Annotated in this window: 15 protein-coding genes and 1 pseudogene; 6 read left to right on the plus strand and 10 right to left on the minus strand. The window is 40.7% G+C overall.

The window, feature by feature from the left end; all coding sequences use genetic code 11:
- Positions 1 to 4 precede the first annotated feature (4 nt).
- The 4 genes from DX009_RS12540 (at position 5) to DX009_RS12555 (ending at position 6,063) form a co-directional block, all read left to right on the plus strand.
- Positions 5 to 2,233: an LlaJI family restriction endonuclease gene (locus tag DX009_RS12540; RefSeq protein ID WP_115084332.1), complete on the plus strand. Its 2,229-nt coding sequence runs from the start codon at positions 5 to 7 to the stop codon at positions 2,231 to 2,233.
- 72 nt (positions 2,234 to 2,305) lie between these two features.
- Positions 2,306 to 4,471, plus strand: coding sequence for a PDDEXK family nuclease (locus DX009_RS12545; RefSeq protein ID WP_115084333.1), 2,166 nt, complete (start codon positions 2,306 to 2,308; stop codon positions 4,469 to 4,471).
- 46 nt (positions 4,472 to 4,517) lie between these two features.
- Positions 4,518 to 5,513: a virulence RhuM family protein gene (locus tag DX009_RS12550; RefSeq protein WP_115084334.1), complete on the plus strand. Its 996-nt coding sequence runs from the start codon at positions 4,518 to 4,520 to the stop codon at positions 5,511 to 5,513.
- Positions 5,514 to 5,643: 130 nt separating this feature from the next.
- Entirely contained in the window at positions 5,644 to 6,063 is a 420-nt protein-coding gene (locus DX009_RS12555; protein ID WP_115084335.1) for a hypothetical protein, read from the plus strand.
- A 119-nt stretch (positions 6,064 to 6,182) separates the two neighbouring features.
- Here the strand turns inward: DX009_RS12555 and DX009_RS12560 are convergent, their stop codons facing one another.
- From DX009_RS12560 to DX009_RS12580, 4 genes are all read right to left on the minus strand, one after another.
- Positions 6,183 to 6,608 carry a plasmid mobilization protein gene (locus DX009_RS12560; RefSeq protein WP_115084336.1) on the minus strand — a complete coding sequence of 142 codons (426 nt, stop codon included), beginning with the start codon at positions 6,606 to 6,608 and terminating at the stop codon, positions 6,183 to 6,185.
- Positions 6,609 to 6,818: 210 nt separating this feature from the next.
- On the minus strand, positions 6,819 to 7,325 hold the full coding sequence (locus DX009_RS12570; RefSeq protein WP_115084337.1) for a DUF3408 domain-containing protein: 507 nt from the start codon (positions 7,323 to 7,325) through the stop codon (positions 6,819 to 6,821).
- Positions 7,313 to 7,627: a helix-turn-helix domain-containing protein gene (locus DX009_RS12575; protein WP_115084338.1), complete on the minus strand. Its 315-nt coding sequence runs from the start codon at positions 7,625 to 7,627 to the stop codon at positions 7,313 to 7,315. Before DX009_RS12575 ends, DX009_RS12570 begins: the two co-directional genes overlap by 13 nt.
- Before the next feature lie 3 nt (positions 7,628 to 7,630).
- Positions 7,631 to 7,900, minus strand: a complete 270-nt coding sequence (locus DX009_RS12580; protein WP_083835280.1) for a helix-turn-helix domain-containing protein — start codon at positions 7,898 to 7,900, stop codon at positions 7,631 to 7,633.
- Here DX009_RS12580 and DX009_RS13665 point away from each other — a divergent pair.
- Positions 7,790 to 8,125, plus strand: a complete 336-nt coding sequence (locus DX009_RS13665; protein ID WP_245944668.1) for a protoheme IX farnesyltransferase — start codon at positions 7,790 to 7,792, stop codon at positions 8,123 to 8,125. The two genes, DX009_RS12580 and DX009_RS13665, sit on opposite strands and share 111 nt — an antisense overlap.
- Positions 8,126 to 8,785: 660 nt before the next feature.
- Here DX009_RS13665 and DX009_RS12590 read toward each other — a convergent pair.
- Genes DX009_RS12590 through DX009_RS12600 form a run of 3 tightly spaced genes read right to left on the minus strand, consistent with a single transcriptional unit; the run spans position 8,786 to position 11,817 of the window.
- Positions 8,786 to 9,271 (minus strand): DUF1896 domain-containing protein, encoded by a 486-nt coding sequence (locus tag DX009_RS12590; RefSeq protein ID WP_115084340.1) that lies wholly within the window; start codon positions 9,269 to 9,271, stop codon positions 8,786 to 8,788.
- 58 nt (positions 9,272 to 9,329) lie between these two features.
- The gene (locus DX009_RS12595) at positions 9,330 to 10,592 is read right to left on the minus strand and encodes a site-specific integrase (RefSeq protein ID WP_115084341.1); all 1,263 of its coding nucleotides are present in this window, start codon (positions 10,590 to 10,592) and stop codon (positions 9,330 to 9,332) included.
- 4 nt (positions 10,593 to 10,596) lie between these two features.
- Positions 10,597 to 11,817, minus strand: a complete 1,221-nt coding sequence (locus DX009_RS12600) for a site-specific integrase (RefSeq protein WP_115084342.1) — start codon at positions 11,815 to 11,817, stop codon at positions 10,597 to 10,599.
- Positions 11,818 to 12,104: 287 nt separating this feature from the next.
- On the opposite strand from DX009_RS12600, the pseudogene DX009_RS12605 reads away from it, so the two are divergent.
- Positions 12,105 to 13,616, plus strand: a pseudogene (locus DX009_RS12605) (helicase-related protein); the annotation flags it as partial.
- 62 nt (positions 13,617 to 13,678) lie between these two features.
- Here DX009_RS12605 and DX009_RS12610 read toward each other — a convergent pair.
- Genes DX009_RS12610 through DX009_RS12620 form a run of 3 tightly spaced genes read right to left on the minus strand, consistent with a single transcriptional unit; the run spans position 13,679 to position 16,123 of the window.
- Entirely contained in the window at positions 13,679 to 14,305 is a 627-nt protein-coding gene (locus DX009_RS12610) for a PP2C family protein-serine/threonine phosphatase (protein WP_018968526.1), read from the minus strand.
- Complete coding sequence (locus DX009_RS12615) at positions 14,302 to 15,141, minus strand: nucleotidyl transferase AbiEii/AbiGii toxin family protein (RefSeq protein WP_036868292.1); 840 nt, start codon at positions 15,139 to 15,141, stop codon at positions 14,302 to 14,304. Before DX009_RS12615 ends, DX009_RS12610 begins: the two co-directional genes overlap by 4 nt.
- Complete coding sequence (locus DX009_RS12620) at positions 15,119 to 16,123, minus strand: type IV toxin-antitoxin system AbiEi family antitoxin (RefSeq protein WP_115084344.1); 1,005 nt, start codon at positions 16,121 to 16,123, stop codon at positions 15,119 to 15,121. The genes DX009_RS12615 and DX009_RS12620 overlap by 23 nt, the downstream gene beginning before the upstream one ends.
- Positions 16,124 to 16,147: the final 24 nt, after the last annotated feature.

Consider the following 16,147-nt stretch of genomic DNA (forward strand, 5'->3'; position numbering starts at 1 on the left):
CTCAATGCTATTATTTATAGAAGGATACCCATACGCACTCAATTACAATGTTAGAGGTGGCTTGACTGTGAAGGACATTCTTGAAGGCATTGTGTCGTTTCCCAAAATAGAAAAGACACAATTGTTCACCTATGTGGGGTACTGCTATTCAAAGACTGCCAAGGATGTAGTGTTCTTCTTGCCCAAAGTGGTGCTGACTGGTGAAACGGAAAGCAACGATCAAACCGACACCATTTTCGGAGCTTCGCCATTGGAGATTATAGACTTTGAGAATGAGCGGATAAAGGAGAAGTTTACGGAAGAAGGGTGCAAAGAGTACAAGGCATTTCTGTCCAACCTTTCCATTTGGATTTATCGCACCATCAGCGTGTATCGGAAAACGAACAATGACAACATTCTTGAAAGCAGGGAGCATCAAAAAGAAAGCAGTGGTAGAAAGCAAAAACACAACACGCTGCTCGATGTTATTATAGCCTTGAGAGATTTCAATAAGGACAATCAAGATTATTTCACCTTTATTGCAAAGAATCTGCATTCGGGGAATAATAAAATTCAGTGGACGAAAACCATTGCGAATTCGCCTGCCATCATTCAAAGAGGAAAGCCTATTTATGTTTCGCCCATCAACAAGAAAAAAGTTATGAACTTCGATGAAGAGCTGCTTGTTATCTATTTCTCCATTCTCAACTATATCAAGCAGACGCATGGTTTTAGTTTTGAAATCAATATACAATATCCTTTGATTGGTATTGAAAGGTTACGAAGGGCATATATAGAGCGGAATATTGGGTGTAAAAGACTGAAACAGATAAAATATAAATATTTCAGCGACAAGGCGTTGCGGATTTGGGATTTGTGCTATGCCTTCTTTGACAGAGAGTACAAGATTGCCATGAACCAAATTGAAACAGACTATCTGCTGACCAAGGACTTTGCTCACATTTTTGAGGTGATGATTGATGCTCTTATTGGTGGAAACGACAAAAAAGACTTACCAAAGGAACTGTTGGAACAAAAAGATGGCAAGTTGGTTGACCATATGTTTATTGGGCAAGGGCTCATAGAACAATCCGACATTCCTGCCGAACTGACCTATTATATAGGCGACAGCAAGTATTACAAGCGCACGAAGAGCGATGCGGTGCATTTGGGTACAAATTCCATTTACAAGCAATACACCTACGCCAAGAATGTGATTCAGTGGAACCTGAACCTGTTTTTGGATGGTGCAGCAAACGAACAACCGCAACTGCGTGATGCACTCACAGAGGGCTACAATCCCATTCCTAATTTCTTTATTAGTGCCAGAATCCCCAACAGGGCGAACAGCGGTGATAAATTCCTATCATTCAACGAGGGAACATTGAACAGCCAAGATAGGAATGTGCAACTCAACAGGCAGTACGAGAACAGACTGTTTGACAGAGACACGCTGCTGCTGTGTCACTACGATGTTAATTTCCTTTTTATCGTGTCCCTATATGGACGTGATAACAAACGTCAGCAATCGAACTGGCGGGCCTATGTGCGGAAGGAATTCAGATTGAGGATTCAAGCCACGCTGAACAAGCTATATGACTTCCGCATCCTTCAGCCACGCGATGGAATGGATTGCCATGAATACGTTCAAAACAACTTCCATTTGCTGAATGGCAAACTGTATCGTCCGCATGCAAACAGCAACTACCTTATCTTGGCATTGCTAAAGAAGGGGGATAACGGATTGTGGGAGCAAATAAAAATACGCCCCGAGGTGATAGCGAACGAGGTGGCAAACAATGATGCGATGATAGAGAATGTGGAGCGTTTTTTTCATGTAAGTCCTTCTTTCACGCTTGATTCGGATTTGAACATTCCAGTATTGGGGCAAGTGGGAACTTTGGACCCCATCCCTAAGAAAGAGGTAAAGAATGTGCTTACAGGCTTTGTGCGCGAAACAGACAGAGAATCTGAAGCGTTTGCCAATCATCAAGCCACCACCTACGTCATGGAAAAGATTCCCACTATCAACCTGATGGATATCGAATATTTCTTGCCAATGGTGGCAGGGGCTATTGATGGATATTACAAGGTGGAGAAAGTATATTTCGGCTCATCGAAAGGAAGTCCTTGCTTGAAGCTCAAACTTTCAACTTACATACCTCTTGGCGAAATGCAAGTATTAATCTATCGCTTAAAGATGCAACCTGGAGAATTAATTTCAGAAAGCTATATGAAAAAATTATATGAATGAAGAGTTTTATAGGATGCACAGAAGGCAATAGATGGCAAAAACAAAATAAATGTAACCTAAATAACTTCAATTATGTTCGAAGATGCTAATAAATTTGTAGAATATAAAGATCTTAGATGGTCGGGTATTTTAAAGAGTATAAAAAAATCTGCTAATATTTTTCAACCCTTATTCGAGGGATTTACAAATAGTCTTGAAGCAATAAGGCTGCGACAGAGAAATAATGTTGAGTTTGCTCCTTATATCAATATCATATTAAATTTTAACGCTTCTTTGGGTGGTGACCGTGTGACACTCGCAGATATTACAATTGAAGATAATGGTATTGGTTTCGATAATAAGAACTTTGATAGACTTTCTATTTATAAGGATGATACAAAGGGCTTTAACAATCGTGGTTCTGGTCGTATCCAGATGATTCACTCTTTCCAATATGTAAACTTTGATAGTATATATTGGGATGGTACACGTACAATGAAAAGAAAGTTTGCACTTTCAAAAACAAACCCTTTTTTAAGGAACAACACGATTCTGTATAAGACAGAAGAGCCTTCTCCTGTAGATGGAGAAGAAGTGAAAACCACTGTCAAAATGGCACATCCTATAGAAGCCAAGGATGCTAAAATATATGCGGAACTAGGTTGTGAAGACATTAAAAAAGCCTTGTTTAATCATTATTTGCTTGCCTTTTGTAATATAAAGTCGTCTTTCCCATCTATCAATATCATATATTTTGTTGGGGGGATAGAAAAAGACCGCGAAAGAATCGCTGCAGATGAAATTCCTGAACCAACACAAAAAGACATAACTATCTCGGTACCAGTGTGCAAGATGTCGGAAGATATGAAACGTATAGAAAACGTGGAGAACACCTCGGTATCTATTAACGTTTTACCATATAAAATCAGCTCAAGTATTCTTCCTGCGAGTGCGATTAAAATTACCAGTAAGAATGAAATTTCTGAAACAACCAAAATCAAATTAACTTGCATAGATCCCAATGCATCCTTAGATGGCTATAGATACTTGTTTTTACTTAAAAGTGATTACTTTGATGCACTTGACAGTGATGAGCGAGGTAACATTGAAATTATCGATAAAACTGATTTTAAAAAAATAGCCAAGGCACAAGGCTATATTGATGAACAAATTGTATTGAATGACATACAAGACGGCGTTAACAATAAAGCTCGTGAAATTTACCAAGAAATATCAATTCAAAATGAACATTTTCATGAAAAGATCGAGCAATTAAAAAGAGACTACTTACTTTCCGAAGAAGCTTTAGCGGATGTTTCGTTATGCGATAGCGTGGATGAGGTGTTTAAGAAGGCTTATGCGTATGATGCCAAGATAATGGCAAAAGAAAGTGCGTCATATGAAAACAGCATTCAAAATCTAAATAAGTTAGATCCTTCTTCAGATGACTATCAAGGCAAACTCTCAAATATTGTTGATCAATTAGTCGAGTCTTTGCCTATTCAGAATCGTGCTACACTTTCTAAATACGTTGCACGCAGAAAAATGGTGATAGAACTGATGGATAAAATTCTAAAGCGTATGTTAGTCTGTCAAGATGCTACTGAAAGAAATGTGGATGAAAAACTTCTTCATAACCTAATCTTTAAGCAACATAGCGACAATCCACTTACTAGTGACCTATGGGTGATTAATGAAGAATATATGTATTTCAAAGGTTCTTCTGAAAGTATGTTATCAAAGGTGAAATTAAATAACGAACGAATTTTCAGAGATGATTTTGATGAAGAGGAACAACGTTATCTTACATCTTTAGGCGAAAATCGTGAGAGAATGCGGACGGATGTGCTTTTGTTTCCATCGGAAGGAAAATGCGTTATTATAGAGTTTAAAAATCCGAATGTAAATTTGGCAGATTGCCTACTTCAGATATCTAAGTATGCCTATTTCCTTAGGAATTTCACTAAACCAGAATATAAATTTCTTACCTTTTATGGTTACCTTATTGGTGAAAGTTTAGAGAAGAGGGATGTTAGAGCTGCGGATGGTGATTTTAAGACTGCACCTAATTTAGATTATCTCTTTCGTCCAATGAAAACCGTACCAGATGATAGTGGTTCAAATATTGATGGTTCTCTATATATGGAGGTAATCCAGTTCTCTGTCTTAAAAGAACGTGCAGAACTGAGAAATAAAGCTTTCATTGATCGTCTAATGGACAATGCTACGGAAAGCGATAATATTGGTGAAAGAGTATAATAAAAGAAAATGCAACTTTACATTCTAAAAATCAGACAATTCAATTATGGAGAGCAGTATTATATTATATACTAATGACAATGGCGATGTAAACATACAAGTGCATTATGAGGATGGTACTTTTTGGCTTACACAAAAGCGCATGGCTGAGCTATTCAATGTAAATGTTAGTACCATTAATGAACACTTAAAAAATATCTTCAGCACTGGGGAGTTATCAGAAGAGGGAACTATTCGGAAATTCCGAATAGTTCAAAATGAGGGTACTCGTCAAGTGACACGGGAAGTCACATTCTACCCTTTAGATGCCATTATTGCAATAGGGTATAGAGTAAATTCAGAGCAAGCGACACGCTTTAGAAAATGGGCTACGAAAGTGCTTAATTCGTTCATAACCAAAGGTTATGTACTTGATAAAAAACGATTGAAGCAAGGAGAACAGTTTGGACACGATTATTTTAAGGAATTACTGGAAGATATTCGGGAGATACGTGCCAGCGAGCGACGCTTCTATCAGAAAATTACAGATATTTATGCGCTGTCGATAGACTACGACAAACAAGCGCCAGAGACAAAGTGTTTCTTTGCTTCAGTGCAGAATAAGTTGCATTGGGCTATTTCCGGACAAACGGCAGCCGAAATTATCTACGGAAAGGCTGATGCTAACCAGCCTCATATGGGACTGACTACATGGAGACATGCCCCAGACGGAAAGGTGATGAAATCTGATGTACTGATTGCCAAGAATTACCTTGACCAAAAACATATGACAGCCATTAATCGCCTTGTATCTGCCTATCTTGATTTGGCAGAAGATCGCGCTGAGCAGGAAATACCCATGACCATGCACGAATGGAGTACATTGCTTGATGGATTTCTTACGATTGCAGGACGTCCTTTGCTTGAAGGACCAGGGAGTGTCTCTGCTTTAGAGGCCAAGTTGAAAGCAGAACAAGAATATGAAGTATTCCGTCACAAACAAGATGCTGAATATATATCAGATTTTGATAGAGAAATAAAGCGGTTAAAAGGAGAGGAATAGTGTTTATAAAGCACCTAAGTATGATTCAATATCTCATAGTCCTATTCTCCTTCTGAATACTTCCAGGAAAGAAAACTAATTGCAAAGAAATAAAAATTACTACAAATATTTATAATATAACAGGAATTGTATGAAAAAATCATTTCTTATTTTTCTAATGATAATATCATCCATCACCATGTTAGCTCAAACCAAGAAATACTATTGCGAAGTCAAAGGGATTGAGAAAGAACTATCATCGGGCCTAAAAATTGTTTTTGATTTTGGAAACAATCCCGTGTATTCTGCATGGGGTGGACTTAAAAGTAAACAACAATTGGTTGATGAAGAAGGAGAAGAAATCCCATTTAACAGTATGGTTGATGCAGGTAATTACATGTCTGACAAAGGTTGGACTTTCGTTCAGGCATATACCTCAGTTTATGGTTCTCAGGCTATCGTTCATTGGATATTCTATAAGGAAGCAACAAACCCAAATGAAGCAGTCAAGGGGATAATGACTAAAGATGAATACAACAAAACAAAGAAGAATGATAGAAATTCTAGATAAGATAAACATTCTTAATCGTTAAAATGTTGCTTCGTAGAACCAAATTCTTTTAGATAGTCTTCTCATCGGATAATCTACTGCAAAAATGCTTGGAGACATATAATTCCATCGCACATTCCTTATCTCTCTCGATAGTCAATGGTTAAACTCACTGTTTTCTCTTGTAAGGCAGTGAGTTCTTTTGTCAAACCAATAAGCTCCCGCAACAATGCCTGTATGTTTTTCTCTGCCGTATAAAGGTGCATCAGACGTACTACTTGATTATAGTTTGTCCCAATCCTATGTACTTGAGTTGTGAGTTCGGAGAGCTTGCGGTAATACTCCACGGCGGACTTATCCACCGTTATAACTTTGAAACTCTCCCCAAGAATGCGTGCGCGAACAAAATCAGATTTGCTTACTGCCCCGGATTTGTTGTATAGGTCGATGGCACGCAGTTGGTCTTTCATATTGGGCATACGGGTGTCCCATCTGTCCCAGCGTGGCACTTCTACGGTATTTCGGTGTCCGTAACGGTTGCTGTTGGCTATTTCTAATTTAGGCATAATCTTAGTTGTTTTGTTTGTTGTCTAATCACGACTTTGGAGTGATTTAATCCCCTTTCGGGGCAAGGGTCTTTGTGGGACAAACGGCAGTTTGTCGGACAAAGACACACCTTGCTGATGTAGAAAATGGGATTATAAACCCATGCCGTGTTACTGCATTCTCTGAATACAGTAACTCAGCGTAGGCTTGCATTCGAGGAATGCAGTACTTCAGAGTTTCCGCCATCTTTCCACATCATCTTTGTATTGGTCGAGATGTTCTTGAAGCACCTGCTCCACATATCCTGAAACGCTTGCTCCCTGCTCACCGATTTTCCTCACCACGAAGTCCAACTTTCGTTGAGTTTCCTCTGATACATACACGGCTTTGCGGTGGCTGTTGCGAAAGGGCTGGAGATATTTCCCCTGAAACTCGGATAATTGCTTCCTGTCCCTTATTTTTCCCATTCGTTGATGATTCTCTTCGGTAGAAGTAGCCCTTTCCGTTGGTGACAACTCTGTTTCTTGATAGGACGGTTGAGAATAGTCCTTATGACTCTCCTTGTCATTTTGTTCCTCAACTTTAACAGGCTCAAATCTTTTCTTTTCCTCTTCATAATCTACGGGCTGATCAAAATCGGGCAACTCTTCGGGCTTGCGGAGCTTAACGCCATAATTGCCCATATCTCGAAGGGCTTGTTCCAGACGTTGTTTCCTTCGTTCATCTATTCTTGCCATAATTTCTTGGGTATTGCGTTATAATGCCTTTCAAGCATTGTTTGTATGTCGCTCTGTTTGTAAAGTATCTTCCCTCCGATTTTGTAGAAAGGAAGTATTCCTGCATTTCTGTACTCTTGGAGCGTGCGTGTGCTGAGCCGTAATTGGCTGCAAACCTCCTCGCCAGTAAGGTAAACCTCTCCGCCCAGCATCGGACGGGCGGTAGCGCAATAACGCTCCAATTTCTTCAATATCCCTTCCATCAGTTGTGAAAACAACTGCATCTGAGGGTCTTCCTGCGTAATGATTTCATTCTCCGACATAATTCATTCATTGTTTGCGTTCAGTAAATTTGTGATGTCACTCTCCTTGTAATAACATTTATGCCCAATGATGGAAAAGGGTATTCTGCCTGTATCCCGATAAGATTGCAGGGTACGCTTGCTGATGCCCAAACGCTTGCATACGGCTTCGTTGTCGAGCCATTGCTCGGTCTTGGGCGGATTGCCGATGAGTTGTTCGATACGATGAATAAAGTCTGCAAAGTCGGAGCAGTGCCGCTCCCATGCTTTGCGGTCGATAATAATGAGTTTCATTGCATTCTTTTTGTTTTGATTACGTTATTGTTACTCGGCAAACAAACTCATATACAGTCTGTTGCCACTATTGTTGTGTGCAAAGGTAAGCGTAGAACTACATTGAACAAAGCAACGCAGAAAAGCAAGGAAATAGAAGGAAGAGAAGAGAAGTTAGTCTGTCAGTCTGAAAAACTCCTAAGCTTTCGCCAAAAAGCTCTTAAGCTTTTAGCAAAAAGCTTATAAGCTTTTTATAAATTACTTATAAGCTTTTGTCAGATTACTTATAAGCTTTTTGTAGATTGCTTATAAGCTTTTCATAGAAAGTTCATAAGCTTTAAGCGCAAAGGCTGGTAGTTTTCCCTATCAGATTTGGAGCTGTCGCTGAAAAACTCTTATGTTCTGTATAAGAATGGTATGATTGCGGTAATGAGAAGAGGTGCCGGTTCTTTCCTTTTATCACATAGCAATTATTCTCTCGACAGTTCGATAGTTCGACAAATCGATATGTAGAACTATCGATAGATAGTTTTATCGATAGATTATTTTGACGATATATAGTTTTGACAACAGATAGTCATGACAACAAATTGTACAAACAACAGATTGTCCGTATTATCGTCAGTCCTATCTGTTGTTGGTTGTTACGCCTTGCGTCCAAAGAGCCTGAGTATGCCGTATTCTTGTCGTGCCTATACTCTCTACGGCAGCCCAGCCCTGCAAGGTTGGGAGAGATGAATACGACCGCACGAATATTGAAAATGGCAATACCAACTTGAAAAGAAAAATCCTGCGGTGGAGATTCTTCTCTCCATCCGCAGGACTTGACCTTGTCAGGGCAGATTGGCTGCCGTTGTACCTTTGCACGATAAGAAACGGCATCAGGGACTTTGCGTGTGCCTTTGCTTACAACGCCTTTGGGCTTGCTTCCTCCGTCTGACCGATTATTGGCAAATGATTGCTCTCGATGAGCAGCACAATCGTGCCTGTGAGTTCGGTGTAAAGACGGTCGTATTGTCCGCTTGCGGCAAATGTGTCCGTCAAACCGAACTTGTCGAATGTGGCTTGAACAGCCTTGTTCGACAACAATATGGGTGCAAGCTTCTCAGGGAGTGGTGCAGGCAGTTCCCTCTCAAACTCGTTCTCCAAGACAGAAACAAGCGTGTCGTACTTGGAAAAGTGCAAACCTTGATACAATACCTCACTTGCTATGCTCTCTGCTTCGAGGTGCGAAAAACCTTGTGCCACTGCATCGCAGAAAGCAGTGAGAGCCATGTCTGCTCGTGTGGTGATAAACTCCGTGTCGTGCAATCTTTCGGGGTGATGCTCACTCATATAACTTCTTAATTTCAACCGAAAGTAGGAAAGTTCCTGTTTGTTGTTCTCTTTCATAATCGTTTGGTTTTCAATCGTGAATAATAAATGTTTGGTAATTACTTCCTTTTTATGCTTATTGCAATGGAACGTTCTGCCGTGCTATCGACTCACAATAACCCTCAAATACAGTATGCTCCCTGTCTGTGAGTGCAGTCATATCCTCTTGTATCTTATGGTCGGTTATCTTTCCATAAATCTGTGTCGTACCGATATTACTGTGTCCGAGCATCTTACTGAGCGTTTCCATTGATATGCCATTTGAAAGACATATCGTGGTCGAGAATGTGTGGCGTGCCATATGGAAGGTCAAGCCCTTATCTATTCGGCATATCTGACCGATGTTTACACACGCAAAAGATGCTTTCCTTATTGTGAGATTGGGGAATATCAAGTCGTCCGCTTTCTTATCCTTGATATAGAGCGAAAGGATTTGCTTGGCAATGGGCAGGAGTGGAATGATGGCTTCCACGTCTGTTTTCTGCCTTTTGATGCGGATTTCCTCTGTTCCGTCTGCATTATGGATAATGTGTTTTGGTTTGAGCCGTTGCATATCCACACGAGCCAAACCGGTGAAGGAACAGAAAAGAAAGAGTTGCCTTGCTCGCTCAAACTGTCTGTCAATGATGGGAGTTTGCAGTACCCGCTGCAGTTCCTCTGTTGTGAGATACCTGCGTGTGCGGTGTGGCAGTTCTGCCTTGTAATCCACAAATGGATCGATGCGGATGTATTTCTTCTGCTGACCGATGCCGATGAGTTTCCGTAGGAAAATGACTACAATCTGAATGGTGGCAAGGGAGAGGTTGCGCTCTGATTTAAGGTAGAAGTCCAATCCCTCGATAAAGGCATAGTCCAATTGTGCGTATCGAATATCTTCCTGACCTAAGCGTTCACGCAGATAGGACTTAATGAGCTGTGCTGCATAGATGTAATTAGCAAAAGTCGGCTTGGCAATCGTCAGTCCTACGCATGGGCGCTTTTCCTCTATGAAAAGTCGTGCTTCCTCCAAAAGAAAACCTTTGGGCTTGTCTTCTTCCATGAGTTCACGTTTGAGGAGCTCGGCGGTGATATAGCCACGTTGCCAAACTAATTCTTGATACTTCGCTTTGGCTTGTTCCTCTTTGCTTTGTAAATAGCGGTTGATTTCTTTTGTTTCTTCGCCTATTCCTTTGCACCGTCCCTTACGACTGTCCCAAAGTTCGGGAGCGATTTCCTTGCCCGTGCTGTATTGCACCTGCTCACCGTCTATGGTGATGCGTCCCATAATCGGGCAGCTGCCGTTCTTTTTCTCTTTGGAGCGATTGATATAGAATAGTGTCTTGAATGTGCTTCGTGCCATAATGTCAAAGTTTTAAGGTGAATGTATCTTGTATGCGCTGCTGCACTATCTGCATATCCCGATGGATCCTTTCGGAGGAAACCGCTGCATATACCTGTGTTGTTCTCAGGTTGGTGTGTCCGAGCATACGGCTTACCGTTTCAATAGGTACACCTGCAGAGAGTGTGATAAGTGAAGCAAAGGTGTGGCGAGCCATGTGAAAGGTCAGCGGAGTTTCCATACCGATATTTCGCTGTATATAGTGCATGCCATTGAGGATAACGTCGGTGGTTGGAACGTCAAAGACAAAGCCTGCCCTTATCCCTCTATAGCGATTCATAATTTCCAGAGCAGGAGGAAGTACCTGTACACGATACGGAGTTTTGGTTTTCATTCGTCTGCCCTTGATGCAGAGTTCACCCTCTTCAAGGACGATGTTTTCCTCTCTGAGATTGCGCACGTCAGAGATAGCCAGCCCTGAAAAGCAGGAGAAGACGAACAAATCACGGACAATGCGGTAGTTTTCCCATTCAATCTCCAAGTCGATGATGCGCTCAAGTTCTTCCTGCGTAATGCTTCTCGGTTCGCCTTTTGGTCGCTCGTAACTGTAACCCAAGAACGGATAGAAGTCCAGCACACCTTTCTTCACCGCCATGCGGACGATGGTCTGCAAAGTAGACACGGTACTCGATATGCTGTTGCGTTTCAGTTTGCGGTCAATAGTGAGATAATACTCGAAGCCCTCGATAAAGGCTTTGTCCAACTGTGAAAGGGGAATGTCGCTTACCTTGTGCTTCTTCTGCACATACTCACGAAGCAGGGAGAGTTGGTAGGTACGGAGTTTGAACGTCTTTAAGGCTCGGTCGATACCGACACGTTCCTTTGTCTGTGTGAGATACTCCCCAAAACTCTCCAAGAGCAAGGCCTGACGGTGGATTTGCCCCTGATAGGCATCCCTCACGTCTGTGGCGGTAAAGGATTCTTCTCTTTCGCTGAGTTCATGAAAGCGTGCGTGGATGAGTGCGGTGCATTCACCGAGTTTCTGGTTGACGGACACAGCCATGCTACTCTTGCCGATAAGCCTTTGCTTGCGACTGTCCCAAAGAGCGAGCGGAGTCTTACACTTGGTGGAGAAGCCCGAATGGGTTCTGCCAACGGAGATTCGCCCAATGACAGGCACAAGTCCTTTCTTGTCGGTTCGTTTCGCCTGAACGAAGAACGATACTTTGAGTTTGTTTTCTTTCATTTTTCTGTCGTTTTTTCTAAATTTCCTTTGCTTGCAAAGGTACAGATGAACAAGTATTCCTGAGCGATGCAAAAAAATGAAAGATGAGGAATAAAAACCTATGAAACAGTTGTTTAGCTTCAATTCGTAACCCCTTTTTGCTTTTTCCTTGATGGGTTACGATTTGGTAACGGAACTCCTGCCGTTTGATGCTCGTTTTCGCTTACCCTTATAATAGCAGAGAAATGCTAAATGATGATATTTCAAATAGTTACATTCCTTGCGTTTCCCTCTGTTTCCCTTAATTCTTAATGACTGATTATGCCCGCAAGATGAGCCTTGATTTACGCATGATAGATGAAAATGGGTACTCAGATCATATCGACAACAAGGCAAGTCACTGTGCCAAGATGCTCAATGACTATTATCAAAAGTACGATGCACAGAAAGGTACGCAGTTCGTTTTCTCTGATTTAGGTACTTATAAGCCCGGTGGAGACTTCAATGTCTATTCGGAAATCAAGCGTAAGCTGGTAGAAGACTATCATATCCCGTCCTACGAAATACGTTTCATTCAGGAATGCAAGAATGAGAAAGCTAAGAAGGCGATGGTGGATGCGATGAACCGTGGTGACATTCGCATTATCTTCGGTTCTACCTCTATGTTGGGTACTGGCGTGAATGCACAGCAGCGTACCGTAGCCATCCATCATTTGGACACTCCTTGGCGACCTTCAGACTTGGAACAGCGCAACGGACGAGCGGTGCGCAAGGGAAACCTTATCGCCAAGGAATTTGCGAACAACAAGGTCGATGTGATTATCTATGCTGTGGAACGTTCCTTGGATAGCTACAAGTTTAACCTGCTGCACAACAAGCAGCTGTTCATCAATCAGCTGAAGACGAATACGCTTGGCAGTCGCACCATCGATGAGGGTTCAATGGATGAGGACAGCGGCATGAACTTCTCCGAATACGTAGCGGTGCTTTCTGGCAATACAGACCTTTTGGAGAAAGCAAGATTGGATAAGAAGATTACCACCTTGGAATCAGAGCGCAAGAACTTCCTTCGTGAGCGTGATGCCGCAACGGGCAAGTTGGCAGAGATTGACAGCTCCGTGTCCTTCCATACGGATAAAATCAAGGAGGCACAGTCTGATTTAGCTCTCTATGAGAAGCGTGTGGAGCGTGATGATGAAGGTACACCTATAAATAAACTGACAATCAAAGGTGTGGAAGACTGTACTGACATTAAGACTATTGCTGCACGTTTACAGGAAATAGACGAAAAAGCTCGCACCAAAGGAGAGTACAACAAAATTGGCGAAATCTATGGTTTCTCCATTATGGTCAAGACAGAGAGTACTTCCAAGGACTTGTTCGACTGTTCGGTGAACCGCTTTTTTGTGAAAGGGCAGGAGAGTATCTACTATACCTATAATAACGGTAAGTTGGCAACTGACCCGAAACTTGCGTGTCAGAACTTCATTAATGCCTTGGAGCGTATTCCAAAGGTGATAGAATCGCATGAGAAGGAAATGGCAAAGGTTGTGGCCAATAAAGAAGTTTACACCAACATTGCAAACAGTTCTTGGAAGAAAGAGGACGAGCTTCGCTCATTTAAAAGTAAAGCTGCTGAATTGGACAGAAAGATTGCATTGACAATTTCTACCAATAAAGAGGCAAAAGGAGATGTAGAACATGACAAATCCATATCCATAAGTGGACTACCTAACCAAATAGATAATAAACAATCTAAGATACATGAAGACAGTGAGGATGGTCGTTCACAAGGTTTTCGTCCAAAATGGAGGCACTAATTCTCCAATATATAGAAGATTAGATTTCGGTAGTATATATATTGCTGTCGAAATCTAACATTTTATTTTATATTAATTTCAACCACAGAACAGTCATCTTCCGTACATTGTAAAGGTGATGAAGTTCTCTGTTGCAAGTACTCACTTACATCATATTTTTTGTAGAAGCCATCGCTACAAAGTATGAAGCGATCTCCTGTTTGTACTGACATTTGATATACTTCTATTTGAGTTCTGTACCCTCTTCCATTAATACAGACTGTAAGGTAACTCTTACCTCCAATGTTGATTACATCATCGGACGTCAGCAGTGTGATTGTCCCATTAATATGTTCATGATATAGACGAACATCACCCAATGAAGTATAATAGAGAAAGCTATCCGTCAGATACACGAGCGTGAGGGCAGTACCCATCTTACACTTTCTTTGGTAGCATGCCTTGCGTAAGGTTTTATCGGCATATTCTAAGCTCTCTTGAATAATCTTTGAGGGGGCAGACGCCTTGTAACTTTCAAAGTAATCAAGGATTGCTTCACAAACGATTTTCGACGCCTGTTCAGGAAAATCTAATCCTCCCATACCATCAGCAAGTAAAACCAAAGTTCCGTCTGCTATTTTCTTCAGAAGAATAAAGTCTCCATTCTTTTCGTTAGCTGCTATGCTTTGAAAAGTAATACATATCTTCATCGGGTAAACTTATTAAAAACTTCTATCATTTTTTGGAATGCATATAAAACTTGCTCATACTGAAGAACTGAGTTACTGTCCAATATTTGTTGAAGAAGCCTACTGTCCTCTTCTTTTGTGATTTCCTTTTGTAGACATTTTTCATAATAGGACAAATACTTTATGGGGAGAAAACCAACAATGTCATTGGCAAGCCAATATGCACCGACAATAAACTCATCAAAATCGTCCCAATCAAATACTTCTTGGTACACACTCCTGTTTAAGTTGGCTACGAAGTAGTTCTCAATGATAAACCCCATATCATCAGCATCTTTATTTGTTTGCAGGTTACGATCTAACCAAGCATTAAACTTTAGGATAAAAAGTCCGTGAAGTGATGCTAGCTTGATGTCAAATTCATTATCAATACTTATGGTTATAGCATCTTTTAGTACCTCCTCATAACCTTTCACAGACATAGCAATATCTTCTTCTGGTGGCCAATAAATATATCCATCTTCTTTTGCAACATCTCCGTAAGGAACAATATCCATTTCATAAACCCCATAATAGAAGCGTTGATACATTTTCTCATCCTTAGTGAAACCATGCGCCAAAAGCATCTGCTTTATTTCGTCAAAGGCTTCCCAATTAGGGATAGCAATAGCTAAATCTAAATCTCTCGTTTTTCGACCAGAGCTAATGCCTACTAATTGCTGTATCAGTATATCACGTGCAGTTGCACCAATTACAAAGAAGTCTTGTCCTACCTCCTTAAAACATTCGCTGGCGGTTCTTAATAGTTCAACCAAAAGTGGATTGTCTATCTTATTACTTGAAATTTGAAAGCTCATCATTCAATATTTTATTTGCAGCTTCTATCGAACGACTATTGCCATCACCTAATAAGTCTGCATAAATAAGAATTATTGGCATTGTACTGCCTTTCCAAAACTTCTGATACATTGTAATTTCTCCTTCTGTTGCACGCATGGCACCTGTTTTCATCAGATTACCCCAAGCTACATCGGTATATATTTCAAACTTTTGTGGAATTAAATATCCGTTTACTTGATAAGCAGCACACTCTCCACCCCAGCATATTCCTTCGGGCAACACTATTTTATCCCATTGTGTTTTAGACTGTTCATCTCGAAAGGCAAAATGCTTCACCAAAAGTTTTGGCTTAAGAACATGATGATAGTTTTCCACCCATAGATCAAGCAACCTGCGTTTATCTTTCAGTATACGCTTTCTTTTAGTAGTCAATACAAACTTTCGAGTTTCTAATTCATCAAGTACATTTTTTATAGTACCTAACGAAACGTCGCACTGTTCTTTGATTTCCCTAAAAGTTTTACCCACATTGTCTACATCTTGCAATAAATAAAAAATAACTTTTAAGCCTGCTTCTTGAAAGATTGGATAAGCCTTGTTAAGCGCTATAGGTGCTTTTTCACCTGTGTGAGAAAGTTGAAAAATCAGCTTCTTACCTTTTGTATATAGGATTTGATAGTTACCAACAGTGTCTACAAAATTAATGCCTGCCGTTCGTAAAATGTTATAAACACCTGGTTGAACATATCGTGCTATAAGCAAAATAGGTATCTTTTGTAGTTCAGCACACCCCTTTATCAAATCCTGAATGCGGCCAATGTTGATACTATTCACCTCGTTTTCTACAAGGCAAGGAAAGTCTATTCCTATGATGTTAACTCGTCCTTTAAGTATAGGATTACTTTGTGGGGTTAAATCATAGGTGATATTGAGTCCACTTTCTCCCCATTGTTGCTTCATTGCACTTACTGCCTGTTCTATAATATGTATTTCTTCCATACTTGTTCATCATTTATTACTTGT

The sequence above is a fragment of the Prevotella pallens genome, from assembly GCF_900454935.1.
In the GTDB taxonomy this organism is placed as follows: Bacteria; Bacteroidota; Bacteroidia; order Bacteroidales; family Bacteroidaceae; genus Prevotella; species Prevotella pallens.

Excerpts from the sequence above, each read along its gene's own strand:
- DX009_RS12620 (WP_115084344.1), bottom strand. The coding sequence starts at position 16,123 with ATGGAAGAAATACATATTATAGAACAGGCAGTAAGTGCAATGAAGCAA.
- DX009_RS12615 (WP_036868292.1), bottom strand. The coding sequence starts at position 15,141 with ATGAGCTTTCAAATTTCAAGTAATAAGATAGACAATCCACTTTTGGTT.
- DX009_RS12560 (WP_115084336.1), bottom strand. The coding sequence starts at position 6,608 with ATGCCTAAATTAGAAATAGCCAACAGCAACCGTTACGGACACCGAAAT.
- DX009_RS12555 (WP_115084335.1), top strand. The coding sequence starts at position 5,644 with ATGAAAAAATCATTTCTTATTTTTCTAATGATAATATCATCCATCACC.
- DX009_RS12545 (WP_115084333.1), top strand. The coding sequence starts at position 2,306 with ATGTTCGAAGATGCTAATAAATTTGTAGAATATAAAGATCTTAGATGG.
- DX009_RS12610 (WP_018968526.1), bottom strand. The coding sequence starts at position 14,305 with ATGAAGATATGTATTACTTTTCAAAGCATAGCAGCTAACGAAAAGAAT.
- DX009_RS12580 (WP_083835280.1), bottom strand. The coding sequence starts at position 7,900 with ATGAAACTCATTATTATCGACCGCAAAGCATGGGAGCGGCACTGCTCC.
- DX009_RS12575 (WP_115084338.1), bottom strand. The coding sequence starts at position 7,627 with ATGTCGGAGAATGAAATCATTACGCAGGAAGACCCTCAGATGCAGTTG.
- DX009_RS12600 (WP_115084342.1), bottom strand. The coding sequence starts at position 11,817 with ATGAAAGAAAACAAACTCAAAGTATCGTTCTTCGTTCAGGCGAAACGA.
- DX009_RS12570 (WP_115084337.1), bottom strand. The coding sequence starts at position 7,325 with ATGGCAAGAATAGATGAACGAAGGAAACAACGTCTGGAACAAGCCCTT.
- DX009_RS12590 (WP_115084340.1), bottom strand. The coding sequence starts at position 9,271 with ATGAAAGAGAACAACAAACAGGAACTTTCCTACTTTCGGTTGAAATTA.
- DX009_RS12550 (WP_115084334.1), top strand. The coding sequence starts at position 4,518 with ATGGAGAGCAGTATTATATTATATACTAATGACAATGGCGATGTAAAC.
- DX009_RS12540 (WP_115084332.1), top strand. The coding sequence starts at position 5 with ATGCTATTATTTATAGAAGGATACCCATACGCACTCAATTACAATGTT.
- DX009_RS12595 (WP_115084341.1), bottom strand. The coding sequence starts at position 10,592 with ATGGCACGAAGCACATTCAAGACACTATTCTATATCAATCGCTCCAAA.